Below are 25,862 nucleotides of genomic sequence, written 5' to 3'. Positions count from 1 at the left end.
ACCGCAAAAACGCTATGTGCAGAATATACATGAAAACCCTTCGAGTTTTTCACGTCTGTCGAGCGTGTTAGACGGCTTTCGCGCTGTTTTTTACCTTGGCGATGAATTTTTCCGTCACGGCCAGGCCTTCTGCAATGTGCGTATCAATCACATCCGTTCCGTATTCGCTGATGAGATCCAGCAGTATTTCGTAAGACTGGATGAGTTCCAGCAGGTCAAAGAGCGCTTTTTGATCGGTGCGTGAGGGGGAGGCGTGGTTCAGGGTTGCCTGATTAACAATCCACTCAAGATTGGTTTTTATCGCTTCTACCTGACCGTAGCTATACATAATTCATGAGCTTAAATCCTCATTTCAAGATTTATTGGAGAGATGTCGTGAAAGCTTCACGGCGAAAATGAGTAAAACAATCGCAAGAGCGGGGCGAGCTGAAGAAAGGAGAGTCGAGAAGGTAATTATGGAATAGTTTGCGTGCTTAGCAAGTTAATTGTTGCGCAAACGTAAAAATAAACGCGCGAAAGAAGGGCATTCTCGCGTAATGCCTTTATTTCGCGCAGGTTATCCTGTCCGGCGATCAGGTTTCCCACGCATGTGGGGCAAACAGATAGCCCTTGTTACGCACGGTTTTAATGCGGTAGGGCTCGGTGGCGTTATCCTGCAGTTTTTTGCGCAGACGCGAAATCGCCACGTCCACGCTGCGGTCCATTCCGTCATAGCTTACGCCACGCAGGTTTTTCAGCAGCGCGTCACGGTCCATGATCTGCCCGGCATGCGTTGCCAGCTCCCACAGCAGGTCAAAATCTGCGGTGGAAAGGGCGATAAGCTCGCCAGAGAGCAGCACCTGACGGTTAATCGGATCAATAGACAGCGTACCGAAGCGCATCGCTTTGTGCGGCGTCAGAGACGGCGCCGGTGCTTCGCGTTCGATGCTGGCGTGCTGGCGTAAATGGAGGCGCAGGCGAGCGAGCAGGACGGCAGGCGGTGTGGTTTTCAGAATGTAATCATTGGCACCCATCTCCAGCGACAAAATATGGTTCATATCGCTGTCCAGTGAGGTGAGCAGGACGATAGGGCCCTCCCACCGGGCGCGCAGGTCGCGGCAGAGCGTCATGCCGTCTTTGCCCGGCAACATGATATCCAGCAGCACCAGATCAGGGTTTTCACGGACGACCACCTCTTCGGCACGATCGCCACGAGGTTCAACAATGACGTCCATATCATGTTTACCCAGATAGGCGGCGATCAGCTGCCCGACTTCGGGTTCGTCTTCAACATAAACAATCTTATTCATACAACGTCTGTTTTCGTGAAAAAAGCCAACATACACCGCGAAACCTTAACCTTCCATTAATCTTTCAAAATTAACGCCGGTTCCGTTATTCTGGCCCATAGGGTGAGTTGATTATTATAAGGAAAACGATGGCTCTGGTGATCAAAGCCGCGCTGGGTGCGCTGGTGGTGTTGCTGATTGGCATTCTGGCAAAAACGAAAAACTACTATATTGCCGGGCTGATCCCTCTCTTCCCGACCTTTGCACTCATTGCCCACTATATTGTGGCGTCTGAACGCGGCACGGAAGCGTTACGCACGACCATCGTGTTTGGCATGTGGTCAATCATCCCGTATTTTCTCTACCTGCTTTCGCTGTGGTATTTCACCGGTTTTCTGCGTCTTCCCCTGGCGCTGAGCGGGGCGGTGGTCTGCTGGGGGCTCAGCGCCTGGGTGTTAATTTTCTTCTGGAGCCGCTTTCACTAGCGCAGCGGTCGGCCGCCGTCCACGGCAAAGGTTCTGCCGGTGACGTAGCAACTGGTGAGCAGGTAATCCACGAGGTCGATGACCTCTTTCTCGCCCGGGGCAATTTTCATCAGCGATTTATTCAGCGCCTGCTGGCGATACTCCGCATCATCGTTTTCGTTGAATAAGATCATTGCCGGGGCGATGGCGTTCACCTTCACCTCGGGGGCGAGCTTGCGGGCAAACGAGCGGGTCATATTATCCAGCGCGGCTTTACTGGCCGCATAGGCAATGTGCTTGTCGCTGCCGCGCTCCACCACATAATCCGTGAAGTGAATGATGTCGCCCGCAGCATGTCCGTGGCCGCGGAGCAGATCCTGCAGAGCGTGGTTAAGCAGATAAGGGGCATTGACGTGGATCTGCAGCATGGCGGAGAGCGTTTCGCTGAGTGACGTACCCGGCCTTTCGGCCTGCCATGCGCTGGCGTTATGGAGCACGGCGCGCAGACCCGTTGTGGTGGATTTCACCTTTTCCGCAAAGGCCAGAATGCCTTCATCGGTTGAAAAATCAGCCTGAATGCAAACCGCCCCGGCTTTGCGCAGCCCTTCAATCGACGGGTATTCCGTGCGGTAGCTGACAATGACCGGATGGCGAAGGTTGAGAAAATGATGGGCGAGGGCGAGGCCGATACGGCGGCCTCCGCCGGTGATCAGTATGGGGCGAAGCGGTGCATTTCCCATCGTATTCTCCTTTACAGTTCAACAATGGGAAAGGCGATGCTATCCCACTAACATCCAGGTTGCCGGCACGGCAGCAACCAGTAACAGTCCAATTAAGGCCATCTCACGGCGTTTCAGCGCGTTCTCCAGCTGATGCGTGCGGCGGGCGTAGATGAACACCAGCAGACCCGGTGCGTACAGCACCACCGACAACAGCAGATGCATAGGTCCGGAAGCATACAACAACCACAGGCCGTAAATACAGGCTCCGACACCCACGACATAATGCGCCGGGCGTGTGGCAATTTTTAACAGATACGCACCCACTAAGAAATAGGGTACCAGAATCATCTCCGAGGCGATGGTCAGCAGCGTGTTATAGTCTGAACCTGTGAGCCAGATCAGCACCAGACAGATCTGAACGCTGATGTTGGTCAGCCAGAGTGAGGCAGACGGCGCGCTGTTTTGGTTTTGACGCGCAAACAGGCGTGGAAACGCCTTGTGCGTCGCGGCCAGGAAAGGCACTTCAGCCGCCATGATGGTCCAGCTCAGGTAGGCTCCGCAGACGGAGATGATAAGGCCAGCGGCAATCACCACATCGCCCCAGGGGCCGAGCATTTTCACCATCAGGCCCGCCATTGACGGGTTACGCATTTCAGCCAGCTCAGGACGCGCCACCACGCCCAGCGACAGCAGCGTCACCAGCAGATAGACCCCGAGCGCAGCCAGTACCGCCAGCAGCGTGGCGCGGCCCACATCGCGTTTATTTCGGGCCCGGGCGGAAACCACAACCGCGCCTTCAACACCGATGAACACCCACAGGGTAATCAGCATCGTGTTTTTCACCTGCTCCCAGACGGGGACGCCCAGCGCAACGCCGCTGAAATCGAGCGTGAACACGTCCATACGGAACGCAATGAAGGCCAGAACGATAAACAGGCCGAGCGGAACCAGTTTCGCGAGCGTCGCCACCAGGTTAATGCTGGCGGCCGTTTGTACGCCACGCAGCACCAGCCAGTGGACGAACCACAGTAACACCGAGGCGCCCACAATAGACTGCCAGGTATTCCCGTCGCCAAAGAGTCGCAGCTCAGGCGTATCGGTAAAGAAACTGAGGGCCGAGAAAACGATCACCAGATAGGAGACGTTGGCGATCACCGCACACAGCCAGTATCCCCAGGCGGAGCAGAAGCCAATCAGCTCGCCGAAACCTTCCCGGGCATAGGTGAAAATGCCGCCGTCCAGATCCGGGCGAATGCGCGTCAGCAGCAGCATGGCGAAGGCCAGCAGCAATATTCCGACACCCGTAATGCCCCAGCCAATGATGAGGGCAGACGGGCTGGCGACGGCCGCCATATTTTGCGGCAAACTGAATACGCCCGCACCCAGCATTGAGCTTAAAACGAGTGCAGTCAGAGCACTCAGGCCAAGTTTCTTTTCCATTGGCTTCCTGTTATGAAAGGTCAAAATCCAGAATAATTATTTCGCTCAGGCGCATAAAAATGGTGGATCACACTAAGGCGCGGGATTTTACGGAGTGTAACGAAAGCATGCAATGACGTGTGGCAGAAATTCAAAAAAAGTAACAAAAAAGGCGGCATTGCGCCGCCTTTTTTAAACGATTTTGTTACTTGTACAGATCGGCGCTGATGGTCACGTTGTTACCACGTTCCTGCCACTGGCGGGTGATGTGGTAGAACTTCGCCCCTTTCTTCGCCGCACGCTTCGCGACCTGGTAAGAGACTTCCGTCATGTTGCCGTAGTTGCCGGTAAATTTGATGCTGTCGAACGGCACCATCTGCGCGGCAGTGGCGTTGTTCAGCTCTTCAACTTTGGTACCGTCTGGCAGCGTAACCGAATAACGGCCACCTTTCGTGGACTGCGTTTCAAAGAAACGGCCCACTTCAGCGCTTGGCGTAGCCGTCGTTGCGACGCCTGGGATTTCCACTTTCTTCGCTTCTTCGCCGCCTTTCGCTATCGCCGCGCGACCGGCTTCTGAGTTTGCCGGAATCGCATCCGGGCTCTGCAGAACACGTTTCTTCGCATCTTCTTTATAGATGAACGCGGTAATACGCTGGTTGCCGCCCTGGTTAGCATCGACCTGACGCACGATGTAGAAAGCGTAGGCCCCTTTCTCTTTCGCGGCTTTGGTGATGGCATCGTTCACTTCAGGCTGGCTGCGGTAAAAGCCCTGAACGGTGACGGTGTCGTACGGTTCCAGCGCAATTGCCTGATCTTTCGGCAGTTCAACAACACCGTTAATCACGCGGTTTTTCGGTGCGTCAGCTTTTGGCGCGTTGTCCTTATACAGCGCAATGGTTACGCGCTGGTTACCGCTGTTACCGTTATCAGACTGGTCAACAACATAAAACGAGGCTGCCCCGTTTTTATCAGCGGCCTTTGATGCAGCGGCGACGGCGTCGCCAATAGAATTATAACGACCCACAATGACCTTATGGTCAAAAGGTTTTAACGCTGCCGCTTGCTCCGGCGTTAACTCTGTTGCGGCATTCGCAGACAGGGCGGTCGCGGAGAGAAGTGCGGACGCCAGGAGTGTGTTCTTAAGCTTCATAAAAATGATCCTTCGCCTTGCGCAAACCATGTACTGGTATTGTTGTTAATTTGAGACGGTCCCGATTATGGCATTTAAAACCCGTCGCTGTCTGCGCCATTTTTCACTGCCTGTGCTCACTGAATCACCTTATTCGATAACATTTAGTGATATGTTGAAAAAACACGCGTTTGACAAGTAAAACTGATAAAGCTTATGACTTTTACAAGTTAATTTAATGTTAATAAGTTGTTCTCTTATGGCGCTATATCATGTTTTTACCGCTTCGCTTGCGCGAATTATCGGTTCTGGCGATGAATTTAAGGTAAATATCACTGTCAGTGACGCCGATCGCTTATTTTTCACAGATAAAGTAAGAAATAGTGTTTTCTGGCGGTAGATCACGGCCGCTATTTTCAGTAGGTTATAGACAGTTTGTTACTGTTTTATTTTCCGGGGTGAATTGTGTCTCATTGCTTGCGTGATGGCGAAAAATGATACAAACCGCGGGCACTTATCGTTAAACCATCATCAAAAACCGATGGAAGGGAAAACTATGCGTATTGGGGTACCAAAAGAACGGTTAGCCAATGAAACCCGCGTAGCGGCAACACCGAAAACGGTGGAGCAACTGCTTAAGCTGGGTTTTACCGTCGCAGTTGAAAGCGGCGCGGGCAAACTGGCGAGTTTCGATGACGAGGCCTTTATTCAGGCTGGCGCGGAAGTGGTGGACAGTGCCGACGTGTGGCAGTCGCCGGTTATTCTGAAGGTCAACGCACCGGAAGAGAGTGAGATTGCGCTGCTGAATCCAGGCACCACGCTGGTGAGCTTTATCTGGCCTGCGCAAAATCCTGAGCTGATGGAAAAACTGGCCGCGCGCGGCGTCACCGTGATGGCGATGGACTCTGTGCCGCGTATTTCGCGCGCCCAGTCGCTGGACGCCTTAAGTTCGATGGCAAACATTGCGGGCTACCGCGCCATTGTTGAAGCGGCCCACGAATTTGGTCGCTTCTTTACCGGTCAGATCACCGCGGCGGGTAAAGTCCCTCCGGCGAAGGTGATGGTGATTGGCGCGGGCGTGGCGGGACTTGCTGCCATCGGTGCGGCAAACAGCCTGGGCGCTATCGTTCGCGCGTTTGATACCCGTCCTGAGGTGAAGGAACAGGTCCAGAGTATGGGGGCCGAATTCCTTGAGCTGGACTTCAAGGAAGAAGCGGGCAGCGGTGATGGTTATGCGAAGGTGATGTCTGAAGCCTTTATCAAAGCCGAAATGGAACTCTTCGCCGTGCAGGCGAAAGATGTCGACATCATTGTGACCACCGCGCTTATCCCGGGTAAACCGGCGCCGAAGCTGATTACCCGTGAGATGGTGGACTCCATGAAGCCGGGCAGCGTGATTGTCGACCTGGCCGCGCAAAACGGCGGCAACTGCGAATATACCGTAGCGAATCAGGTGACCACGACCGCAAACGGCGTGAAGGTGATCGGCTATACCGATCTGCCGGGTCGCCTGCCGACACAATCGTCTCAGCTGTACGGCACCAACCTCGTTAACCTGCTGAAGCTGCTTTGCAAAGAAAAAGACGGCAACATCACCGTCGATTTTGACGACGTGGTGGTGCGCGGTGTGACCGTGGTGCGTGAAGGTCAAATTACCTGGCCTGCGCCACCGATTCAGGTTTCGGCCCAGCCTCAGGCAGCGCCTAAAGCGGCGCCTGAACCAAAAGAACCTGCCAAACCGGCTTCCCCGTGGCGCAAATACGCGATCATGGCGCTGGTGATTATTCTGTTCGGCTGGCTGGCTGACGTCGCGCCGAAAGAGTTCCTCGGCCACTTTACCGTCTTCGCGCTCTCCTGCGTCGTGGGCTACTACGTGGTGTGGAACGTCTCCCATGCGCTGCATACGCCGCTGATGTCGGTGACCAACGCCATCTCCGGGATCATCGTGGTGGGGGCGTTACTGCAGATTGGCCACGGCGGCTGGATCAGCTTCCTGAGCTTTATCGCGGTGCTGATCGCCAGTATCAATATTTTCGGTGGTTTCACCGTGACTCAGCGCATGCTGAAAATGTTTCGTAAAGGCTAAGGGGTAGCATATGTCTGGAGGATTAGTGACAGCCGCATACATTGTTGCTGCAATCCTGTTTATTTTCAGTCTGGCGGGGCTTTCCAAACACGAAACGTCTCAGCAGGGGAATAACTTTGGTATCGCCGGGATGGCGATTGCGCTGATTGCCACCATCTTCGGGCCGGACACCGGCAACGTGGCGTGGATCCTGGTGGCGATGATCATCGGCGGTGCGATTGGTATTCGCCTGGCGAAACGCGTTGAAATGACCGAGATGCCGGAGCTGGTGGCGATTCTGCACAGCTTTGTGGGTCTGGCCGCAGTGCTGGTGGGCTTCAACAGCTACCTGTACCACACGCCAGGTCTGGAACCGATTCTGGTGAATATTCACCTGACGGAAGTGTTCCTCGGTATCTTCATCGGTGCGGTCACCTTCACCGGTTCCATTGTCGCGTTCGGCAAGCTGCGCGGGAAGATTTCCTCTAAGCCGCTGATGCTGCCAAACCGTCATAAGCTGAACCTGGCGGCGCTGGTGGTATCGTTTGTGCTGCTGGTGGTCTTCGTGCGTACCGAAAGCGTCGGTCTGCAGGTGCTGGCGTTGCTGGTGATGACCATTATTGCACTGGCGTTTGGCTGGCACCTGGTGGCGTCCATCGGTGGTGCGGATATGCCGGTGGTGGTCTCCATGCTGAACTCCTATTCCGGTTGGGCGGCAGCGGCGGCGGGCTTTATGCTGAGCAACGACCTGCTGATCGTCACCGGTGCGCTGGTGGGTTCTTCCGGTGCGATCCTGTCTTACATCATGTGTAAGGCGATGAACCGCTCGTTCATCAGCGTCATCGCCGGTGGCTTTGGTTCTGACGGCTCGTCTACCGGCTCCGATGAGGAAGTGGGGGAGCACCGTGAGATCAGCGCGGAAGATACCGCCGAGATGCTCAAAAACTCGCACTCGGTCATTATCACCCCGGGCTACGGCATGGCGGTGGCACAGGCGCAGTATCCGGTCGCGGAAATCACCGAGAAGCTGCGCGCGCGCGGCATCAAGGTGCGTTTTGGTATTCATCCGGTGGCGGGGCGTCTGCCAGGCCACATGAACGTGCTGCTGGCGGAAGCGAAAGTGCCTTACGACATCGTGCTGGAGATGGACGAGATCAACGATGATTTCGCCGACACCGATACCGTGCTGGTCATTGGGGCTAACGACACCGTTAACCCGGCGGCGCAGGACGATCCGCGTAGCCCAATCGCCGGGATGCCGGTTCTGGAAGTGTGGAAGGCGCAGAACGTGATCGTGTTTAAGCGCTCAATGAATACCGGCTATGCCGGGGTGCAGAACCCGCTGTTCTTCAAAGAGAACACCCACATGCTGTTTGGCGATGCCAAAGCCAGCGTGGATGCGATTCTGAAAGCGCTCTGACAGGGTAAAGCCCGGTGGCGCAAGCTTACCGGGCCTACCAAACCCGTAGGCCGGTTAAGGCGTAGCCGCTACCCGGCAAAAAAAACCGCCGGTTCGCCGACGGTTTTTTTTCATCTTGCGGGTCAATCGTCTTCAGGATCGTCAAGCTCAACCGGCGTCTGGTACTCATCCGGCTTGATAACCAGCAGGTCGCAGCGCAGATGGTCGATCACCTGCTCGGCGGTGTTGCCGAGGAAGGCGGCAGAAATACCGGTACGTCCAATGGTACCCAGCACGACAATCCCCGCCTGCAGGTGTTCAGCCAGGTCCGGGATCACCTCTTCAGGCAGCCCTTTTTCCACGTGGGTCATTTTCTCATCGATGCTGAATTTCTGGCGTAGCGCTTTCATGGCCAGCAGGTGCTGACCGCGGATGGCGTCGTTATACACGCTCGGGTCAAATTCCGGCAGCTCAATGGCGATGTTAATCGGGGTAACCGGATAGGCACCTACCAGATGCACTTCGGTGTGGTTGACCTGGTCGGCAAGCTGGAGGGTCTCCTTCACCAGCTTCTCGTTCAGCGAGTTATGGTAATCCTCTTCGCTGGCGAGGTTTACCGCCACAACGGCTTTCCCGCCTTCAGGCCACGGCTGGTCTTTCACCATCCAGACCGGGCAAGGGCATTTACGCAGCAGGTGCCAGTCGGTCGGGGTGAAGATCACGGATTCCAGCTTGTCGTGCTGGTGCGCCATCTTCAGCAGCAGATCGTGCCCACCGGCAACGACTTCCTGAATGATGGCTTCGAAAGGTCGGTTGTGCCAGACCACTTTGATATCAATGGGCACGCCCGCTTCCAGGTAATACTTCGCCTGTTCGCGGATCCACGCGGTACGCTGGCTGATGACGCCCTGACGCATAGCGGTGCGCTCGTCAGGCGACAGAAGGGTGGTCATCTCATACGAGAAGTCATAGATCGGCAAAAACGCTTTGATTTTGCCACCAATCCGTTGATGTAAATACACAGCACGTCGTAATGCCGGCTGATCGTCCTGATTCGGATCGATTGCTACCAGCATGTTTTGATACTTGGCCATACAGGTCTCCTTACTACTGTCACCACAGTCTGTAATTAAAAGAGTAACCTATATATCCTGAATGAAACAGAGGAGAGCTTTTGCCAGATCAATAATTCATGAAAATTTATCAGAGGAAAAGCACCGTGGTCGTTACCGCGATAAATGCAATAAACAGCAGCACCATCACCGCTATCGCAAAGGTCGTGGAGTCCTGAACGTAGGTTTTTTCCTCCCCCTTCATTGGGCCGACAAGCATGATCCAGATGAAGATAAAGGTCACTGAGGCAATCACGACTGAAACGAAAAACAAACTTTCTCTCAATTCATAACCTCAACGAGACCCTTTCGGGTGCTGTGTGGGGACGTGCTACGGTGAAAAGGGCAGATAAAAGACGGGGTGACAGGCCAGACCCATAAATCAGGAAAATTTATCGGTCTGGCTGTATACGTATGGCGTTTACGCCACGTTGCGGGCGTGCCCGGCAAGAACGGCCAGCGCTTCACCGTTTTCGATAGTGATGTATTTACCCTTAACGGCCAGCATCCCGCTTTTCTGGAAACGACCCAGCAGACGGCTGATGGTTTCCACGGTCAGACCCAGGTAGTTACCGATATCGCCACGCGTCATCGTCAGACGGAATTCACGCGGCGAGAAGCCACGCTCGGCGAAGCGGCGGGAGAGGTTGTAGATAAACGCGGCCAGGCGCTCTTCTGCGTTCTTTTTAGAAAGCAGCAGAATCATGTCCTGATCGCCTTTGATCTCACCGCTCATCAGACGCATCATCTGCTGACGCAGGTTAGGCATCTTGCCGGACAGATCGTCCAGGGTTTCAAACGGAATTTCGCAAACCATCGAGGTTTCGAGTGCCTGAGCAAAGCTCGGGTGGTGGCCCGTACCGATGGCATCAAAGCCTACCAGGTCACCCGCCAGATGGAAGCCGGTGATCTGCTCATCGCCCTGTTCGGTGATGGTGTAGCTCTTGATGGTGCCAGAACGGATAGCATAGAGCGATTTCAGTTCGTCTCCCGCTTTAAACAGCGTCTGCCCTTTCTGAATAGGCTTTTTACGCTCGATAATATTATCAAGCTGATCGAGTTCATGCTCATTCAGGGTAAACGGGATACAGAGCTGGCTGATGCTGCAATCCTGGCAATGGATAGCACAACCGCCAGACTGAATGCGTCGTATAATTCGCTTTTCCGGGATCATAGGTTTGCTCAAGCCTTAATTGATATTGGTCAATTTTAACATCTTTTTGGTAAGTACGTAAGCCTGACAAACCCTCAATAAGGACAAGAGACGGCAATGTGCCGCCATCTTCTTGAAATTCCACAGCTTGATTATGGATTTTTAGCCTAACCGGAAGAAAATTAAGCACAAAAAGCCTGGGAACTAGAGTAAGAGATACCCTTCGTGACGCAGCAACCACTCTTTTCGCTGCACGCCACCGGCATAGCCGGTCAGGGTGCCGTTGCGGCCAATAACGCGATGGCAGGGCACCACGATGCTGACCGGATTAGAGCCGTTCGCGGCACCTACGGCACGTGCGGCCCCAGCGCGACCTAACTGCTCCGCGAGCTGGCCGTAATGCATCACCTGCCCGCAGGGAATGGCCCGCAGCGCCTGCCACACTTCGCGCTGAAAAGGGGTGCCCGCCGTGGCGGTGGGCAGCGTGTCGATGATGCTGAGATCGCCTTCGAAGTACGCCGCAAGCTTGTCGCTCAGTCCACCCGGATTGGTAGCGCGGATACGTTCATACCCCTGGGCGCGGTAGTGAATCGCAAGCAGTTCTTCCATGCGGTCGCTGTGCTCTTCCCACTCAACGGCGCGCAGGCAAAACTGCTCGTCCGCGATCACCCACAGCGGCCCAAGCGGCGTCGCAATCTTGTCTTCGAGTAATCTCAGCATCCTCATTCCCTTAGTTCAGCCTCGGGTAGATCCCCGGCCCAATCGGCAGGCCGACAAGATACCACGCCACCAGCATCACCAGCCATACCCCTAAAAAGATAAGCGGGTAGGGTAAAACCAGAGAATAGTAGGTACCCAGTTTGGCCTCGGGTTTATAGCGCTGCAGGAAGCCTAAAAACAGCGGAACAAACGGCGAAACCGGCGCCAGCGGGATAACCGAAGAGTCCGCGATGCGGAACAGGATCTGCGCGAAAGCCGGGTGGAACCCCAGCATCATAAACATCGGCACGAAGATCGGGGCCAGAATCGACCAGATGGCGGAGCCGCTCGCGATAAACATGCACAGCAGGGATGACAGCAGCGCCAGACCGACAAACGCCGGTACGCCGCTTAGCCCGGCAGCCTCCAGCGCGTCGGTGAGGCCCACGGCCATAAACTTGCCCATGTTGCTCCAGTTAAACATCGCCACAAACTGCGCCAGCGGGAACACCATCACGATAAAGCCCGCCATCTCTTTCATCGGCTCGATCATCAGCTGCGGTAGGTCACCCTGGCGGCGGATTTTGCCGGTGGCGATACCGTAGGCGAGCGAAACAACAAAGAAGAAGAGGATAATCAGCGGCACGATGCCCTGAATAAACGGCGAGGGCAGGACCGTATGTTTAACCGGATCGCGCAATATGCCGTTTTCCGGCACCACCATCAGCGCCACCGCGGCGATAAACGCCAGCGAGACAATCCCCGCCACGCGCAGGCCGAAGCGCTGCGCTTCGCTCAGCGTCTCCAGCTTTTCATCGCTACGGCCTTCCCATTTGCCCAGGCGCGGCTCGACGATCTTATCGGTAATCAGCCCGCCGACAATCGTCAGGACAATGACCGAGCTTGCCATAAAGTACCAGTTGTCGATCACGCTGACGTGCATGGCCGCATCAATGGTTTTCGCCGCCTCCGTACTGATGCCCGAGAGCAACACGTCGGTGGTGACGATCAGCAGGTTAGCAGTAAAGCCGCAGCCCACCCCCGCAATCGCGGACAGCAGGCCCGCCACGGGGTGGCGCCCGACGGCGAGGAAGATCAGCGCCCCCATCGGCGGCATGATCACCAGCGCGGCGTCGGAGGAGATATGGCTGAAGAAGGCGATAAACAGCACCATGTAGCTCGCGTAGCGCGCGCTGACGTGAGAAGCCATCTTCACCATCAATGCGGGCAACAGGCCGACGCGTTCAGCCAGCCCGGCGCCCAGCACCAGCGCCAGAATGGCGCCGAGCGGGGCGAAGCCGCTGAAGTTTTTAATCACGTTGGGTAAAAACCAGTGCAGCCCTTCAATGCTCAGCAGATTTTTCACCGCCACCAGGCTGCCGTCGGCCGGACTGCGCACGCTGACGTCAAAGGCGGAGAGCACGGCGGTGGCGACCATCAAAATCACAATCAGATAGATAAAAAGCAGGAAAGGGTGCGGCACTTTATTGCCGATCCTTTCAACCCAGCCATAGAGCTTACCGGATGGGGAATGCGAAGGTATGGATGACATACTCATGGGCGTTCCTCGGGAGTGTTGTGTTGTTGTGTTGTGTTTTTTATTTTAAAGGTGACGGTGTCACGCCCGGTGGGATCGGACACGCGTACGGTTTTTCTTCTAGTTGTTGTTCGAACTCTTCACGGCATTTTTTCAGCAGCGCCGCGTCCTGCAGCAGATTGAGCGCGGTCGCGCCCATCACTTTCCCGGCCAGCAGCATGCCCTTGTGGGCAATAGAGGTTCGCCCCTGAGATACCAGCTGCCAGGTGTGCAGCGGCGTGCCGACGGTAAAGCAGGGGCTGAAGCACTGAGCGACCGGCATTTTCCAGCTGACGTCACCCACGTCGGTTGAACCTGCCAGCACGTTGTCGGTGACGGCATAAGGCGCGACTTCATCCACCAGCAGCGTCGCCTGATGACGACGGGCAAAGGCTTTACCCGCTTCACCACCCGTGGCGGCAATATTTTTCAGGCTATTTTGCAGATCGTTGGGCGTCAGCGTGGCGCGGATCTCGCGGGCAAACTCTCGCTCTTCGTCGGTCCACTCCGGCGTGCCGTAGTGCTGCAGGGCGCGATACATCGCGGCCTCAAGCGTGCGGTTCGGCAGGTAGCTGGAGCAGGCTTTATCAAAGCGGCACTCGACGGTCGTTTCGGTCATCATCGCCGCGCCCTGGGCGATTTTCTCGATGCGCTCGTAGATCTGCTGCGCATCCGCCATCTCCGGGGCGCGGATCAGGTACAGCACCTCGGCCTGCGCCTGCACCACGTTGGGCGAAATCCCGCCGGTGTCGGTAATGGCGTAATGGACGCGCGCTTTCTCGATGATGTGTTCGTTAAGGAAGTTGGTGCCGGTGGTCATCAGCGTCACGGCGTCCAGGGCGCTGCGTCCCAGGTGAGGGGAGTTGGCCGCGTGCGCCGCCACGCCGTGAAAACGCCAGGCGGCCTGAATATTCGCCAGCGTGCTGACGTTAAACATCCCGGCAAAGGCTTCCGGGTGCCAGGTGACGGCGGCATCGACGTCATCAAACAGCCCTTCGCGCACCATAAAGGTTTTCCCGGAGCCGCCTTCTTCACCGGGACAGCCGTAAAAACGCACCGTTCCGCTGCCGCCGTGCTGCTCCAGCCAGCTTTTCACCGCCACCGCGCCCGCAAGCGCTGCGGTGCCTAAGAGATTATGTCCGCAGCCGTGGCCGTTAGCCCCCGGCGTGGCGGTTTGCGCCGTCGCGCAGTGTGCCTGCTGGCTTAACCCGGCCAGCGCGTCGTACTCGCCCAGCAGGGCGATAACCGGTTTCCCGCTGCCGAAGCTGGCGATAAAGGCATTGGGAATACCGCCTGCCTCGCGGGTCAGCGTGAAGCCTTCTGCTTCCAGCTCGCTGGCCAGCCGTTCGGCGGACCAGAACTCTTCAAAGCGGGTTTCGGGACGATCCCAGATCGCGTCGGCAATATCGGTTAACGTCCGACATCGCGTGTCGATCGCATCGGCAATAAAAGCGTAGTTCTCCTGCATCACACACCTCGCGTCCACGGGAAATTGAGCGCTGTTCGCGCCAGCGTTTCGATGGCGATAGTCATGACCTGCTCATCGAAGTCGAATTTTTCGTTGTGATGTCCGGCGCTCAAATCCGTGCCAAACACCATATAGGACGCCATGCCGCCGTTCTGCTGCACGCGGGCCATCATCAGCGTGGCGTCTTCGGAACCCGCTGGCGCTTTCACCTTATCGATGGCATGAACAACCCCGGAAACCTGGCTCGCCTGTTCGCGCAGATAATCCACCCACGCCGGTGTCGGCGCGCTGGAGGTGGCAGCCCCCATCAGGCGCATCTCGGCGCTCACGCCGTAGAGCGCCGCCGCGCCGGTAATGACGGCCTGCGCGCGTTCAAAGACATACTGATTAATCGCTTCGCTTTCGCCGCGGGTTTCAACCTTAATCAGAGCATTCGCGGGGACCACGTTGCGCCCGCTGCCCGCCTGCATCACGCCGACGTTCACCCGGGATGCGCCGTCGCTGTGCGGGGCGATGCTGTGCAGGGCGAGGGCGGCCTGCGCGGCGGCGAGCAGGGCGTTACGCCCGTCCTCCGGCTTACCGCCCGCGTGTGCGGCCACGCCGGTGAAGCTCACGTCGAACTTGGTGGTGGCCATAAAGTTATCGCTGCCGCAGATCACCGTACCGGCAGGGACGCCGGTACCAATATGAATGGCCGTGAAATAGTCCACGTCATCCAGCGCCCCGGCGGCAACCATGGCGCGCGCGCCGCGCGTGCCTTCTTCAGCAGGCTGGAAGATCAGCTTAATGGTGCCGTTGAGCCGGGCTGCATTCTGCTTAAGCACCTGTGCCAGTCCCAGACCAATGGTGGTGTGGCCGTCGTGCGCGCAGGCGTGCATCATGCCCGGATTGCAGGAGGCAAACCCGTCGCGGAACGGGCGATGGCTGTCGTCGAGCGCTTCGCTTAAATCAAGGGCGTCCATGTCCACGCGAAACGCCAGGGTTGGGCCCGGGCGGCCGGTATTCAGGGTGGCGACAATGCCGGTAAAGCCGCCTTCAAACGGCGCCAGCCATTTCTCAGGCGCGCCTTGCGCCCGCGCGCGGGCAAACTCTCGCGCCAGGGTTGCCTCGTCGGGCAGCCCCATCCGGCTTTCGGCATCGACCACGTCGCGCCCCATCGCCAGTTCGTAACCCAGCGAGTCCAGGGTCTCCGCAACTTTCGCGGCGGTACGAAACTCTACCCAGCCGGATTCCGCAAAATGGTGAAAATCGCGACGCCACGCGCTCAGCTGCGGGGTTAACGTCTGGATGTACTGCGCCAGTGTGTCCATATCTGTTCCTGTCATCATGAAAATATGTGAACTGCTTCACGCTGTGATAGTTTTTACTTATCACTAACCGATTTTTCACAGTTTTAACCGTTCAGGAATTACCCTCGCACATCCCTTTCCAGTAAAGTAGATGACAGTTTCTTTACTCTGATAAACAACGGTTATCGGTCGGGCTATGTCATTTCAGGTTAAATTCCATCATCTCCGGGCGTTTGTTGAAGTCGCTCGTCAGGGCAGCATTCGCGGTGCCAGCAGGACGCTGAATCTTTCGCAGCCGGCGCTGACCAAATCCATCAAAGAGCTGGAGGAGGGCATGGCGGCGCAGCTTTTCGTGCGCAGGAGTAAGGGCGTGGCGTTGACCGAATGCGGTGAGGGCTTTTACCAGCGCGCCCGGTTAATTCTGGAAGAGCTGCGCGCGGCGCAGGATGACATTCGTCAGCGGCAGGGGGAACAGGCCGGGCAGATCAACATCGGGATGGGGGCCAGCGTTTCGCGCAGCCTGATGCCCGCCGTTATTACCCGCTTTCATGCCCAACATCCGCAGGTCAAAGTGCGGATAATGGAAGGGCAGCTGGTGTCGATGATCAACGAATTACGGCAGGGAGAGCTGGATTTCACCATCAATACTTATTATCAGGGACCTTACGACCAGGAATTTACGTTTGAAAAACTCTTTGAGAAGCCATTTGCGGTATTTTGTCGCGAAGGGCATCCGGCAACGGGGGCAACGTCGATTAACGAACTCCTGCATTATAACTGGACAATGCCGACGCCGCGGGGAAGTTATTATAAGCAGTTAGAAGAGGTATTTAGCCATCGCTCGCAAATACCGCGAATTGGTGTGGTCTGCGAAACTTTTTCTTCCTGCATAAGCCTGGTTGCGCAAAGTGATTTTCTAAGCATATTGCCGCAGGAGTTGGGCTGTGACCCGCTGCTGGCGCACCGTCTGGTCATGCTGCCGGTTGTCGAATCGCTTCCAAAAGCAGCATATTATTTAATTCAGCGCCGTGATTCACGTCAGACGCCCCTGGCTGAATCATTAATTACGCAGTTCAGACGGGAAGCGAGAAAAATAATCGCGGCGTGAAAGTGAGATAATAAAAAAACAGGATCTGCCCGACATCAGACAGATCCTCCAGTACACACAGCAGTGCGTCCTTTCGCCAATCCTGAATATTATATCCATGAAGCAGGTATATTTAGGTATAACACCTTTTCCGCAAAAAGAAAGGATGTCGAGTGTTTGATTTTACGAAAATTTAACACAAATCACTTATTTCATCTTTGCTGAAATTTTAGTTAAGTCGTATTTAAATCCATTTTATAAATACTATATATATTCATCAGGTTAATATTTGCGGCGCATGAGGGCCTGTAATGGTGATTGAGGCCAGTCTCAGGCGCAGGTATAGTACCGTCCTCAGTTGTAGCCGGAGGATATCCATGAACCCTGACGACAAATCCTTTTTTCTTGACGCCATGGAAGATGTCCAGCCGCTGAAGCGTGGCCCGGATATTCACTGGCAGCCCAGCCGCAATACGCGGGCGCGCCAGGAGGTGGATAGTGAACAGCTGGATAACTTCCTGACGCTGGATTTTCTTGACCTTCTGCCCCTTGAAGAGCCGCTGGCGTTCCGGCGCGAAGGGGTGCAGCAGGGCGTTATCGAGAAGCTGCGATCGGGTAAATATGCCCGCCAGGCCAGCTTAAACCTCCTGCGTCAGCCCGCCGAACGCTGCCGTCAGATGCTCTATTCTTTTATTCGCCAGGCCGGACGTGACGGGTTACGCAATCTGATTATCATTCACGGAAAAGGGCGCGAGCAGAACTCGCATCCTAATGTGGTGCGCAGCTATCTGGCGCGCTGGTTAACCGAGTTCGAGGAAGTGCAGGCCTTCTGCGTGGCGCTGCCGCATCACGGCGGCAGCGGGGCATGCTACGTTTCACTGCGTAAATCCGATGAAGCAAAACAGGAGAACTGGGAGCGGCACGCCAAGCGCAGCCGCTAGCGGGCGATTTCCTCGCCTGCCGGTGATTCAGAAGGTTTCCCAGTTACTGTCGGTGGCGGCGTTTGCGGTTGCCGGGCGCAACAGCTGAGGCGTTTTCACGCTGGCCGGACGTGGAGCTACCGCTTTTTCTTTGCCGTTCAGACGAAACGCGGCCACCGCCTGGCGCAGCTGTTCGGACTGATCTTCCAGCGCCGCTGCCGCCGTGGCGGACTCCTGCACCAGCGCGGCGTTTTGCTGCGTCACGCTGTCCATCTGCGAAACGGCCAGGCTCACCTGTTCAATGCCGCGGCTCTGCTCGTCAGAGGCAGAGGAAATCTCGCCCATGATATCGGTCACGCGGGTCACGGCGGCGACGATTTCCTTCATGGTGGTGCCTGCCTCGCTAACCTGCTCAGAACCGGTATTCACGCGGCTGACGGAGTTCTCGATAAGCCCTTTGATCTCTTTCGCCGCCTGCGCGCTGCGGCTCGCCAGGGTCCGGACCTCCCCTGCGACAACCGCAAAACCACGCCCCTGTTCCCCGGCGCGTGCCGCTTCCACCGCGGCGTTAAGCGCCAGAATGTTCGTCTGGAACGCGATGCTGTCAATCACGCCGGTAATATGCGCAATTTGCTGCGAACTGTCGGCGATCTCGTTCATGGTGCGAACCACGTTATCCACGACGTGACCGCCGCGCGCGGCCGTTTCAGAGGCGTTTTTCGCCAGCAGCGTGGCCTGACGGGCGTTATCGGAGTTCTGTTTAACCGTCGCGGTCAGCTCTTCCATGCTGGCGGCGGTCTCTTCGAGCGAGGCGGCCTGCTGCTCGGTGCGGGCGGAAAGATCGTTGCTTCCTGCGGCAATTTCGCCTGCGCCGGTGTAGATGGAATCGGTACTTCCGCGTACGGCGCTGACGGTGGTCACCAGCGACTGCTGCATCTCATGCAGGCCCGCGGCCAGCTGACCCATCTCATTGCGGCCCGAGATAGCGATCTCCTGCGTCAGGTCGCCCCCTGCAATGGCGCGAATATGGTCCATAATGGAGTGGAGTGGTTTTAACAGCAGGTGCTGTAAACCCTGCCAGATGACCACCAGAACCGCGATAACGGCCAGCAGAATTGCCGCCAGCGTCCACTGCATCTGCGTGAAGCTGCTCTGGTTCTCTTCGGTTGCGGCCTTCAGCAGGGTGTTATTTTCGGCGCGCCAGCGGTTATAGACCGCTTCCATATCGTCCTGCGCCTGCTGCGCATCCAGATCGCCATAGGCCTGATAGTTGTCGGCGCGCAGATACTCAATCGATAAACGCATGACTTCGTGCATCTGGTTCCAGGATTTCTGCATCTCGTCGGTCAATGCCGCCTCCTGGCCCTTAACCTGCGGCAGTTTCTGCCACTCTTTGTTATAGGCCTCGGCTTTTGCCAGCGAGTCGCCTGCGGTGCCCAGCAGTTTATTGATCGCCGCCAGGGAAGCCGGGTCACGCTGGTTTTTCAGGTAGCGGATCGCCACGCGGGTGACGGTGACGCGCGTTTTCACCAGCGTGTTCACGCTGTCGCTCAGGCTTTCCTGCTGGGCATTGAGCACGCCGGAGTTCTGGAAGTTATGGCGATCGTTACTGACGGCAGAGTAGAACAACCCTCCCGTGACAACTTGCAGCAGGCAGAATATGGTGAGGGCAAAGATAATACCGGTAATCACGTGCAGATTTTTCAGCATAGCGGTCGTCCGTTAGAGAAGATGCAGGGTTACTTCATTACTATCGTCGTAGAGAATGTAAACTTTAATTAACTCGCGCTTAACTAAGGGGCCCTTTTGGGAACCTGTTGTAAATCCGGATCATTTTTATGAGGAAGGTCAACATGAGCAGCATTGATAAAAGCGGGACATACGCGCTCGGGACGCGGACGGTGAAACGGCTGGGCTACGGCGCGATGCAGCTCGCCGGGCCGGGCGTCTTTGGGCCGCCGAAGGATAAGCAGGCCGCGCTGGACGTGTTACGCGAGGCCGTGGCGGCGGGGGTGAACCACATTGATACCAGTGATTTTTATGGCCCTCATGTCACCAACCAGCTGATCCGCGAGGCGCTTCATCCTTACCGGGACGATCTGACGATCGTCACCAAGATTGGCGCCTGTCGCAACGACAAAGGCGCCTGGCTGCCGGCCTTTTCCGCGCAGGAGCTGACGCAGGCGGTGCATTACAACCTGCGTAATCTGCAGCTGGACGTGCTGGACGTGGTGAATCTGCGAATTATGTTTAGCGCGCACGGGCCAGCGGAAGGGTCGATTGCTGAACCGCTCTCCACCCTGGCAGAATTACAGCAGCAGGGGCTGGTGCGGCATATTGGTTTGAGCAACGTCACGGCCACCCAGGTCGCGGAAGCGCAGAAGATGGTGCCGGTGGTGTGTGTGCAGAACATGTACAACATTGTGAACCGGGGTGACGATGCGCTGGTGGATCTGCTCGCGCAGCAGGGGATTGCGTATGTGCCGTTCTTCCCACTGGGCGGCTTTACGCCGCTGCAATCTTCCGGGCTGAAGGCTGTCGCGGATTCACTGGGCGTCACGGCAATGCAGGTTGCGCTGGCATGGCTGCTGCAGCGTTCTCCGAATATCCTGCTGATCCCGGGCACCTCTTCCGTGGCGCATCTGCGGCAAAACCTCGCGGCGGGAGAACTGCAGCTGCCGCCTGACGCGCTGGAAACATTGAATACGCTGATGGACTGATCGTCACAGGCGCAAAGCCCGACATGTGCTTCCGGGCTTTGCGCGTTTTAAATCTTCTGACACTTCAACGCGTTTGGGTTCGCTTCCGGAAATGACCTTGATCCCTGACCATAATCCGTAATACTGTATTTATATACAGTATATGGCGAGAAAGGCATCATGGACACTCTCTTTTCTTATCAACCAAAACAAATCATTGAACTACCTTTGTTTTTAGAACGTGTTGCCTGTGGGTTTCCCAGCCCGGCGCAGGATTATGTGGAGGATCGTCTCGATCTTAACCGGCTGGCAGTGAGGCACCCCAGTGCGACCTATTTTATCAAGGTGAGTGGAGACTCCATGATTGGCGCGGGGATTGGCGACGGCGATCTGCTGGTGGTTGACCGCTCGTTAAATGCCGAACATGGGGATATCGTCGTGGCGTCGGTCGCCGGTGAGTTTACGGTGAAAGAGCTACAGACGCGCCCGGTTCTGAGGCTGTTGCCACATAACGCCCGCTATCAGCCGATTACCTTTCATTCCGAAGAGGAACTGCAGATCTTCGGCGTCGTCACCCACACGCTTAAAACGCATAAACATGTTCGCGCTGGTTGATGTGAACAGCTTCTATGCCTCCTGCGAGAAGGTATTCCGCCCCGATCTGGAGGGGAAGCCCATCGTGGTGGTGTCCAACAACGACGGCTGCATCATTTCACTCTCGCGGGAGGCAAAGCAGTTCGGCATAAAAATGGGTGAGCCCTATTTTAAATTCAAAGAGAAGCTTTTTCCGGCGAGGGTTTACGTCTTCAGTTCGAACTATGCGCTGTATGCCGACCTCAGCAGTCGGGTGATGCAGACGCTGACGGATCTGGCTCCGGCCATAGAAATTTACTCGATTGACGAGGCGTTCGTGAACGTTTCAGGGATCGGTAACTGCATGTCGCTGGACGCGTTCGGACACCAGATGCGCACGCAGGTCTTTAAAAACACGGGCTTAACCGTTGGCGTCGGCATTGCCCCGACAAAAACGCTGGCGAAGCTGGCCAACTATGCGGCGAAACGCTGGGCCAGTACCGGCGGCGTGGTCGATCTGTCAGGCCGGGAGCGGCAGCGTAAACTGCTGGCAAAGGTTCCGGTAGAGGAGGTATGGGGCGTAGGGCGGCGCATCACGAAAAAACTGAACGCGATGGGGATTACCACGGCGCTGGAGCTGGCGGAGGCCTCCTCGTGGGTCATTCGCAAACATTTTAACGTGGTGCTGGAGCGTACGGCGCGCGAGCTTCGCGGCGAGCCCTGTCTTGACCTGGAAGAGTACACCCCCACGAAGCAGCAAATCATCTGTAGCCGTTCGTTTGGTCATCGCATTACGCAATATGAAGAGATGCACCAGGCGATTTGCGCCTACGCGGAACGCGCCGCGGAGAAACTGCGCGGCGAGCATCAATACTGTCGTTTTATCAGCGTGTTTGTGCGCACCAGCCCGCATGCGGACAACGAAATTTATTACGGTAATCAGGCTTCGGTCACCCTGATGACGCCCACCAATGACTCGCGGGATATCATCCGTGCCGCCACGGAGGCGCTGGGGCGGATATGGCTCGACGGGTATCGCTACATGAAGGCCGGGGTCATGCTGGCGGACTTTTTCAGCAGCGGCGTCGCTCAGCTTAATCTGTTTGACGACAATCGCCTGCGCGCCAACAGCGCGGCGCTGATGGAGATGATCGACAGCGTCAATCACTCCGGCAAAGGGAAGATATGGTTCGCCGGGCAGGGGATTGAGAAACCGTGGGCGATGAAGCGAGAGATGTTGTCACCGGCCTATACGACGCGGTACGCGGATTTACCGGTGGCGAGGTAGATGGTGGCTATGTGTGAAAAAGAACCGCAGACGGTTTGCGGACGCTGCTCCTGTGCAGCGCCCATAGCATCAGGGTTAAGGGCTTACTCAACCGTTAACGCATCGACAACCTCGGCCACGCTTTTCACGCTTCGGATATTCCCGATCCCCGTGCCGAGCGCGATATAGCCTTCATCGGTGTTACCTTCCAGCATGCCCAGGCGCAGGCCCCGTAATCCGCCCATCGCCTTGCCCAGCGCTTCGTTGCTTGCGCCCGCTTTATCCATCGCCGCCAGTTTTTCCGCCAGCTTGCCGGGAAGAGAACGATAGTAGTGGGGGACGGTGCGGAAAAGCAGCAGGTCCAGGCCGTTGGCGGCAACAATTTTCTCTTTGACCCCCTGCGGCACGCGGCTTTCTTCGGTACTGATAAACACCGAGCCGGCAAACACGCCTTCCGCCCCTAACGCATGCGCCGCTCTGGCGGTGCGATTATCGGTTATACCGCCCGCCGCCATCACCGGGACGTGCTTCACGGCGTCGGCAATCAGCGGCACGATGGAAAAGGTACCCAGCGCCGTCGCGGGTAACGTCCCACCCTCATCAAAACCGGTGGCGACGATGATGTCTGCCCCCATCTCTTCAGCCAGAAGGGTGTTTTCCGGCGTGGGATTGATGTCGCGGTAGATAATGGCGATACCTGCCTCTTTTAACTCATTGAACAGCGCGGGAATAATGCTGCCTTCCCCGTAGCCCGTATACACCACGGCCCTGACGCCTTCCTCTTTTACCACCTTAAGAATTGGCCCGGTCCAGACGTCATTAACGGCGGTGGGGATCAGGTTCACGCCGAAGGGTTTTTCGGTCAGCCGTTTGGTTTTCCGAATTTCCTCCCGCATTTTTTCGGCGGTCTCTTCCGGCGTGGAGACCGCGGTATCGGCGGTTAAACCGGCGTTGGGGCCCAGCACGCCGAGTCCTCCGGCATTGCTGACCGCGGCCACTAAACGGGCATCAGTAAGCCAGGATAACGGTCCCTGAATAACGGGCTTTTCGATACCCAGGATCTGACAGATGCGGTTATTTTTCATAGCAGACTCTCCCATACGTTTGAATGAGGGAGAGTGTAGAGAGGAAGATTGTTAGGAAAAATAGCCAAAAACATTCATCACTGTTATAAAATTAATAACAATCATTTTCTCCCGCTCGCGGCAAGACATCCCTTATGCAAATAAACCTCTTTGAATCTATTCGGATTTTTATTGAAATTGTCGACTCGGGGAGCCTTACCCAGGCGGCGGAAAATCTGCAGGTCCATCGCCCGGCAGTGACCAAAGCGCTGCAGCTTCTGGAACAACACAGCGGCACGCGGCTCCTGCAGCGCACCACGCGTCGGATTAGCCTGACGCCGGATGGGGAAGCCTTTTATCGCCGCAGTAAACCCCTGCTGGCGCAGGCGGACGAATTACTGGAGTCGTTTGGCGCCGATCGACCGATACACGGCCAGCTGCGTGTGGATATGCCCATCTCTTTTGCGGCACTGCGGGTGATACCCAACCTGCCTGATTTTTATCGTCAGCATCCTGAGATCGACATCATCCTGAGCAGCTCTGACCGCCGTCGGGATATGCTGCGGGACGGTCTGGACTGCGTGCTGCGGGTGGGCGAGCTGGACGACGGCGACTATATCGCGCGTAAAATCGGAAACATTAAAATCACGACCTGCGCCAGCCCGGCCTGGCTGGCTGAACACGGTACGCCAGAAACGCTGGAGGATTTACGCAAGCATCAGGCGATTAACTGGATTAACAACAGCAGCAGGCACGTTCAGCCGTGGACGTTTACCACGCCAGAGGGCGTTGCGGAGATCGCGCTACCCGGTAAGCTCGTGGTGGATAACTCCGAGGCCTACATCGCGGCAGGCCTGGCCGGGCTGGGGATAATGCAGGGAATGAATCTCTTTCTCCAGCCTTACATTGACCGCGGCCTGCTGGTTGAGGTCCTGCCTGAATATCGCTCGCCGGACCGCAAACTGTCACTGCTCTACCCACACCGTCATCTCTCCCGCAAAGTGCGGGTATTTACCGAGTGGCTGGAGAGTCTGGTGTGAAAGCGGCCAGCTCATGGCATAGCGCACCAATCTGCTCCACGGCATTGAGCAGGCGGGGCGTCGGTTCGTTTGCACAGTTTAGCCGCAGAAAGTGCGTGAGTTCTGCGCCAGGGGAAAACAGGGGGCCGGGGCTGACGCCAATACCCCGCGCCAGCGCGCGGCGATGCACCTCCAGCGCGTTGACCTGCGGAGGAAGTTCGACCCACAGCAGAAAGCCAGCTGCGGGGACGTTTACGCGGGTACCGGGGGGAAAACTGGCCTTGACCCGCGCCACGACGGCGGCGATTCCCTCTGCGATCCGCCGCTTTAGCCGCCGCAGGTGACGGTCGTAGTCGCCGTTTGCCAGCATCTCGCTCGTCGCGGCTTCCAGCAGCGGCGCGCCGGCCCAGTCTCCGGCCATGCGGGCCTGCAAGACCTGCGGGTAATAGCGTCCGGCGGCAATCCAGCCGATTCGCCACCCCGGCGCAAGCGTTTTAGACAGGGAGCTGCAGTAAATCACATTCCCGTTCTGGTCGAAGGCTTTGCAGGCTGGAGGACGTTGCCCGTCACCGACCAGGTCACCGTAAACGTCGTCCTCAATCAGAGGAATACCGGCTTCTTCAAGCAGAGCAACCAGTTCCTGCTTGCGCGCGACGGGCATGCTGGCACCCAATGGGTTTTGCACGGTGGGCGAGGCCAGGACGGCCGCGGGACGGTGGCAGCGGATGGCGTCAGCCAGCGGTTCCAGTAACAGACCTTCAGCAGGATCGGTGGGGATTTCTAACGCCTTCAGGCCTAAATCCTCCAGCAGCAGGAGCGTGCCAAAGTAGGCGGGCTGCTCCACCGCCACCACATCACCTGGCTGACACACGGCCCGCAGGGCCAGGCGCAGCGCCTGCGTCGCGCCTGCGGTAATAATCAGATCGTCCGCGCCGAAGCGGGCTCCCCACTGCGCAGCACGCGCCGCAATCTTGCTTCGTAAATCACGCCTTCCCGGCGGCAGGCTGTAGCTCTGCCCATGCGCGTCCAGACGACGGCCCACGGAGTGTAACGCCCGCTGTAGCGCCTCCCCGGGCAGCCACGCGGGATCGGGCAGGGCGGCGCCCAGCGGGATCAGCCGGGCTTCTGCACTGCTGAACAGCGACCGGGCCACGGCGGACATAGTCACGGGCACCGGGCCCGGCGTGGAACGCGCGGGCTCCGCGCGCGGAGGGAGGCCGATCTGGCGGATGTAATAACCTGAACGCGGTCGCGCAACGATCAGCCCTTCAGCCTCAAGGCAGCGAAGGGCCTCCAGCGCCGTCGGAAGGCTCACGTGCTCGCGTTCGGCCAGTTTACGCGCGGAGATCATCCGGTCACCGACTCGCAATGCGCCTGAAGAAAGCGTGAGGCGCAGACGCTCAGCAATCCGGCGATAGTGTGGGGAGGGGGCAGACATGGGTATCTGTTCAGGCTAATTTTCGATAAAAC

The 25,862-nt window shown here is 56.9% G+C and carries 24 protein-coding genes; 9 read left to right on the top strand and 15 right to left on the bottom strand.

The window, feature by feature from the left end; genetic code table 11:
- Window positions 1-67: 67 nt before the first annotated feature.
- Entirely contained in the window at window positions 68-328 is a 261-nt protein-coding gene (locus ACOTXI_RS21190) for a hypothetical protein (RefSeq protein WP_008500551.1), read from the bottom strand.
- A 244-nt stretch (window positions 329-572) separates the two neighbouring features.
- Complete coding sequence (gene rstA / locus ACOTXI_RS21185; protein ID WP_021241154.1) at window positions 573-1,289, bottom strand: two-component system response regulator RstA; 717 nt, start codon at window positions 1,287-1,289, stop codon at window positions 573-575.
- 128 nt (window positions 1,290-1,417) lie between these two features.
- Between rstA and ACOTXI_RS21180 the strand changes: the two genes are divergently transcribed.
- A complete protein-coding gene (locus ACOTXI_RS21180; protein WP_023617531.1) occupies window positions 1,418-1,753 on the top strand; it encodes a GlpM family protein in 336 nt (111 codons plus the stop codon).
- On the opposite strand, the gene folM is transcribed toward ACOTXI_RS21180, so the two are convergent.
- From folM to ydgH, 3 genes are all read right to left on the bottom strand, one after another.
- Window positions 1,750-2,472 carry a dihydromonapterin reductase gene (folM, locus tag ACOTXI_RS21175; protein WP_021241156.1) on the bottom strand — a complete coding sequence of 241 codons (723 nt, stop codon included), beginning with the start codon at window positions 2,470-2,472 and terminating at the stop codon, window positions 1,750-1,752. The genes ACOTXI_RS21180 and folM overlap by 4 nt on opposite strands.
- A 39-nt stretch (window positions 2,473-2,511) precedes the next feature.
- Window positions 2,512-3,894: an amino acid permease gene (locus tag ACOTXI_RS21170; RefSeq protein ID WP_023292612.1), complete on the bottom strand. Its 1,383-nt coding sequence runs from the start codon at window positions 3,892-3,894 to the stop codon at window positions 2,512-2,514.
- A 184-nt stretch (window positions 3,895-4,078) separates the two neighbouring features.
- Window positions 4,079-5,023: a DUF1471 family protein YdgH gene (gene ydgH / locus ACOTXI_RS21165; protein ID WP_023327293.1), complete on the bottom strand. Its 945-nt coding sequence runs from the start codon at window positions 5,021-5,023 to the stop codon at window positions 4,079-4,081.
- A 535-nt stretch (window positions 5,024-5,558) separates the two neighbouring features.
- On the opposite strand from ydgH, the gene pntA reads away from it, so the two are divergent.
- On the top strand, window positions 5,559-7,088 hold the full coding sequence (gene pntA / locus ACOTXI_RS21160) for a Re/Si-specific NAD(P)(+) transhydrogenase subunit alpha (RefSeq protein ID WP_045372889.1): 1,530 nt from the start codon (window positions 5,559-5,561) through the stop codon (window positions 7,086-7,088).
- Window positions 7,089-7,098: 10 nt separating this feature from the next.
- A complete protein-coding gene (pntB, locus tag ACOTXI_RS21155; protein WP_021241158.1) occupies window positions 7,099-8,487 on the top strand; it encodes a Re/Si-specific NAD(P)(+) transhydrogenase subunit beta in 1,389 nt (462 codons plus the stop codon).
- 122 nt (window positions 8,488-8,609) lie between these two features.
- On the opposite strand, the gene uspE is transcribed toward pntB, so the two are convergent.
- The 7 genes from uspE to ACOTXI_RS21120 form a co-directional block, all read right to left on the bottom strand.
- Window positions 8,610-9,560: a universal stress protein UspE gene (gene uspE / locus ACOTXI_RS21150; protein ID WP_008500542.1), complete on the bottom strand. Its 951-nt coding sequence runs from the start codon at window positions 9,558-9,560 to the stop codon at window positions 8,610-8,612.
- Between the two features lie 109 nt (window positions 9,561-9,669).
- The gene (locus tag ACOTXI_RS21145; RefSeq protein ID WP_014883604.1) at window positions 9,670-9,852 is read right to left on the bottom strand and encodes a hypothetical protein; all 183 of its coding nucleotides are present in this window, start codon (window positions 9,850-9,852) and stop codon (window positions 9,670-9,672) included.
- 147 nt (window positions 9,853-9,999) lie between these two features.
- Complete coding sequence (gene fnr / locus ACOTXI_RS21140; protein WP_006174991.1) at window positions 10,000-10,752, bottom strand: fumarate/nitrate reduction transcriptional regulator Fnr; 753 nt, start codon at window positions 10,750-10,752, stop codon at window positions 10,000-10,002.
- 183 nt (window positions 10,753-10,935) lie between these two features.
- Window positions 10,936-11,451 (bottom strand): methylated-DNA--[protein]-cysteine S-methyltransferase, encoded by a 516-nt coding sequence (ogt, locus tag ACOTXI_RS21135; RefSeq protein ID WP_021241159.1) that lies wholly within the window; start codon window positions 11,449-11,451, stop codon window positions 10,936-10,938.
- Between the two features lie 10 nt (window positions 11,452-11,461).
- Entirely contained in the window at window positions 11,462-12,988 is a 1,527-nt protein-coding gene (gene abgT / locus ACOTXI_RS21130) for a p-aminobenzoyl-glutamate transporter (RefSeq protein ID WP_023327294.1), read from the bottom strand.
- 40 nt (window positions 12,989-13,028) lie between these two features.
- Window positions 13,029-14,474, bottom strand: a complete 1,446-nt coding sequence (locus tag ACOTXI_RS21125) for a M20 family metallopeptidase (protein ID WP_045372886.1) — start codon at window positions 14,472-14,474, stop codon at window positions 13,029-13,031.
- Window positions 14,474-15,784: a M20 family metallo-hydrolase gene (locus ACOTXI_RS21120; protein ID WP_023292607.1), complete on the bottom strand. Its 1,311-nt coding sequence runs from the start codon at window positions 15,782-15,784 to the stop codon at window positions 14,474-14,476. Before ACOTXI_RS21120 ends, ACOTXI_RS21125 begins: the two co-directional genes overlap by 1 nt.
- Window positions 15,785-15,959: 175 nt before the next feature.
- On the opposite strand from ACOTXI_RS21120, the gene ACOTXI_RS21115 reads away from it, so the two are divergent.
- Together ACOTXI_RS21115 and smrA are read left to right on the top strand one after the other, a co-directional pair.
- The gene (locus ACOTXI_RS21115; protein ID WP_008500536.1) at window positions 15,960-16,871 is read left to right on the top strand and encodes a LysR family transcriptional regulator; all 912 of its coding nucleotides are present in this window, start codon (window positions 15,960-15,962) and stop codon (window positions 16,869-16,871) included.
- A 356-nt stretch (window positions 16,872-17,227) separates the two neighbouring features.
- Window positions 17,228-17,791: a DNA endonuclease SmrA gene (gene smrA, locus ACOTXI_RS21110; RefSeq protein ID WP_025911514.1), complete on the top strand. Its 564-nt coding sequence runs from the start codon at window positions 17,228-17,230 to the stop codon at window positions 17,789-17,791.
- A gap of 27 nt (window positions 17,792-17,818) precedes the next feature.
- On the opposite strand, the gene tcp is transcribed toward smrA, so the two are convergent.
- Window positions 17,819-19,480: a methyl-accepting chemotaxis citrate transducer gene (gene tcp, locus ACOTXI_RS21105; protein ID WP_008500534.1), complete on the bottom strand. Its 1,662-nt coding sequence runs from the start codon at window positions 19,478-19,480 to the stop codon at window positions 17,819-17,821.
- Between the two features lie 143 nt (window positions 19,481-19,623).
- Between tcp and ACOTXI_RS21100 the strand changes: the two genes are divergently transcribed.
- From ACOTXI_RS21100 to umuC, 3 genes are all read left to right on the top strand, one after another.
- Window positions 19,624-20,490 carry an aldo/keto reductase family oxidoreductase gene (locus ACOTXI_RS21100; protein WP_058653682.1) on the top strand — a complete coding sequence of 289 codons (867 nt, stop codon included), beginning with the start codon at window positions 19,624-19,626 and terminating at the stop codon, window positions 20,488-20,490.
- 159 nt (window positions 20,491-20,649) lie between these two features.
- The gene (umuD, locus tag ACOTXI_RS21095; protein WP_049121959.1) at window positions 20,650-21,084 is read left to right on the top strand and encodes a translesion error-prone DNA polymerase V autoproteolytic subunit; all 435 of its coding nucleotides are present in this window, start codon (window positions 20,650-20,652) and stop codon (window positions 21,082-21,084) included.
- Complete coding sequence (gene umuC / locus ACOTXI_RS21090; RefSeq protein ID WP_008500531.1) at window positions 21,068-22,330, top strand: translesion error-prone DNA polymerase V subunit UmuC; 1,263 nt, start codon at window positions 21,068-21,070, stop codon at window positions 22,328-22,330. Before umuD ends, umuC begins: the two co-directional genes overlap by 17 nt.
- Before the next feature lie 83 nt (window positions 22,331-22,413).
- On the opposite strand, the gene ACOTXI_RS21085 is transcribed toward umuC, so the two are convergent.
- Complete coding sequence (locus ACOTXI_RS21085) at window positions 22,414-23,394, bottom strand: NAD(P)H-dependent flavin oxidoreductase (protein WP_058653680.1); 981 nt, start codon at window positions 23,392-23,394, stop codon at window positions 22,414-22,416.
- A 134-nt stretch (window positions 23,395-23,528) separates the two neighbouring features.
- Between ACOTXI_RS21085 and ACOTXI_RS21080 the strand changes: the two genes are divergently transcribed.
- Window positions 23,529-24,413, top strand: coding sequence for a LysR family transcriptional regulator (locus ACOTXI_RS21080; protein WP_039025404.1), 885 nt, complete (start codon window positions 23,529-23,531; stop codon window positions 24,411-24,413).
- Here the strand turns inward: ACOTXI_RS21080 and ACOTXI_RS21075 are convergent.
- On the bottom strand, window positions 24,385-25,830 hold the full coding sequence (locus ACOTXI_RS21075; protein WP_058653678.1) for a PLP-dependent aminotransferase family protein: 1,446 nt from the start codon (window positions 25,828-25,830) through the stop codon (window positions 24,385-24,387). The two genes, ACOTXI_RS21080 and ACOTXI_RS21075, sit on opposite strands and share 29 nt — an antisense overlap.
- Window positions 25,831-25,862 lie beyond the last annotated feature (32 nt).

Source organism: Enterobacter cloacae complex sp. BZL2005, assembly GCF_049238885.1.
Classification (GTDB): Bacteria; Pseudomonadota; Gammaproteobacteria; order Enterobacterales; family Enterobacteriaceae; genus Enterobacter; species Enterobacter roggenkampii.
Note: the sequence above shows the minus strand (reverse complement) of the source record. Positions and strands in the feature narration are given on the sequence as shown.

Excerpts from the sequence above, each read along its gene's own strand:
- ACOTXI_RS21190 (WP_008500551.1), bottom strand. The coding sequence starts at position 328 with ATGTATAGCTACGGTCAGGTAGAAGCGATAAAAACCAATCTTGAGTGG.
- rstA (WP_021241154.1), bottom strand. The coding sequence starts at position 1,289 with ATGAATAAGATTGTTTATGTTGAAGACGAACCCGAAGTCGGGCAGCTG.
- ACOTXI_RS21180 (WP_023617531.1), top strand. The coding sequence starts at position 1,418 with ATGGCTCTGGTGATCAAAGCCGCGCTGGGTGCGCTGGTGGTGTTGCTG.
- folM (WP_021241156.1), bottom strand. The coding sequence starts at position 2,472 with ATGGGAAATGCACCGCTTCGCCCCATACTGATCACCGGCGGAGGCCGC.
- ACOTXI_RS21170 (WP_023292612.1), bottom strand. The coding sequence starts at position 3,894 with ATGGAAAAGAAACTTGGCCTGAGTGCTCTGACTGCACTCGTTTTAAGC.
- ydgH (WP_023327293.1), bottom strand. The coding sequence starts at position 5,023 with ATGAAGCTTAAGAACACACTCCTGGCGTCCGCACTTCTCTCCGCGACC.
- pntA (WP_045372889.1), top strand. The coding sequence starts at position 5,559 with ATGCGTATTGGGGTACCAAAAGAACGGTTAGCCAATGAAACCCGCGTA.
- pntB (WP_021241158.1), top strand. The coding sequence starts at position 7,099 with ATGTCTGGAGGATTAGTGACAGCCGCATACATTGTTGCTGCAATCCTG.
- uspE (WP_008500542.1), bottom strand. The coding sequence starts at position 9,560 with ATGGCCAAGTATCAAAACATGCTGGTAGCAATCGATCCGAATCAGGAC.
- fnr (WP_006174991.1), bottom strand. The coding sequence starts at position 10,752 with ATGATCCCGGAAAAGCGAATTATACGACGCATTCAGTCTGGCGGTTGT.
- ogt (WP_021241159.1), bottom strand. The coding sequence starts at position 11,451 with ATGCTGAGATTACTCGAAGACAAGATTGCGACGCCGCTTGGGCCGCTG.
- abgT (WP_023327294.1), bottom strand. The coding sequence starts at position 12,988 with ATGAGTATGTCATCCATACCTTCGCATTCCCCATCCGGTAAGCTCTAT.
- ACOTXI_RS21125 (WP_045372886.1), bottom strand. The coding sequence starts at position 14,474 with ATGCAGGAGAACTACGCTTTTATTGCCGATGCGATCGACACGCGATGT.
- ACOTXI_RS21120 (WP_023292607.1), bottom strand. The coding sequence starts at position 15,784 with ATGGACACACTGGCGCAGTACATCCAGACGTTAACCCCGCAGCTGAGC.
- ACOTXI_RS21115 (WP_008500536.1), top strand. The coding sequence starts at position 15,960 with ATGTCATTTCAGGTTAAATTCCATCATCTCCGGGCGTTTGTTGAAGTC.
- smrA (WP_025911514.1), top strand. The coding sequence starts at position 17,228 with ATGAACCCTGACGACAAATCCTTTTTTCTTGACGCCATGGAAGATGTC.
- tcp (WP_008500534.1), bottom strand. The coding sequence starts at position 19,480 with ATGCTGAAAAATCTGCACGTGATTACCGGTATTATCTTTGCCCTCACC.
- ACOTXI_RS21100 (WP_058653682.1), top strand. The coding sequence starts at position 19,624 with ATGAGCAGCATTGATAAAAGCGGGACATACGCGCTCGGGACGCGGACG.
- umuD (WP_049121959.1), top strand. The coding sequence starts at position 20,650 with ATGGACACTCTCTTTTCTTATCAACCAAAACAAATCATTGAACTACCT.
- umuC (WP_008500531.1), top strand. The coding sequence starts at position 21,068 with ATGTTCGCGCTGGTTGATGTGAACAGCTTCTATGCCTCCTGCGAGAAG.
- ACOTXI_RS21085 (WP_058653680.1), bottom strand. The coding sequence starts at position 23,394 with ATGAAAAATAACCGCATCTGTCAGATCCTGGGTATCGAAAAGCCCGTT.
- ACOTXI_RS21080 (WP_039025404.1), top strand. The coding sequence starts at position 23,529 with ATGCAAATAAACCTCTTTGAATCTATTCGGATTTTTATTGAAATTGTC.
- ACOTXI_RS21075 (WP_058653678.1), bottom strand. The coding sequence starts at position 25,830 with ATGTCTGCCCCCTCCCCACACTATCGCCGGATTGCTGAGCGTCTGCGC.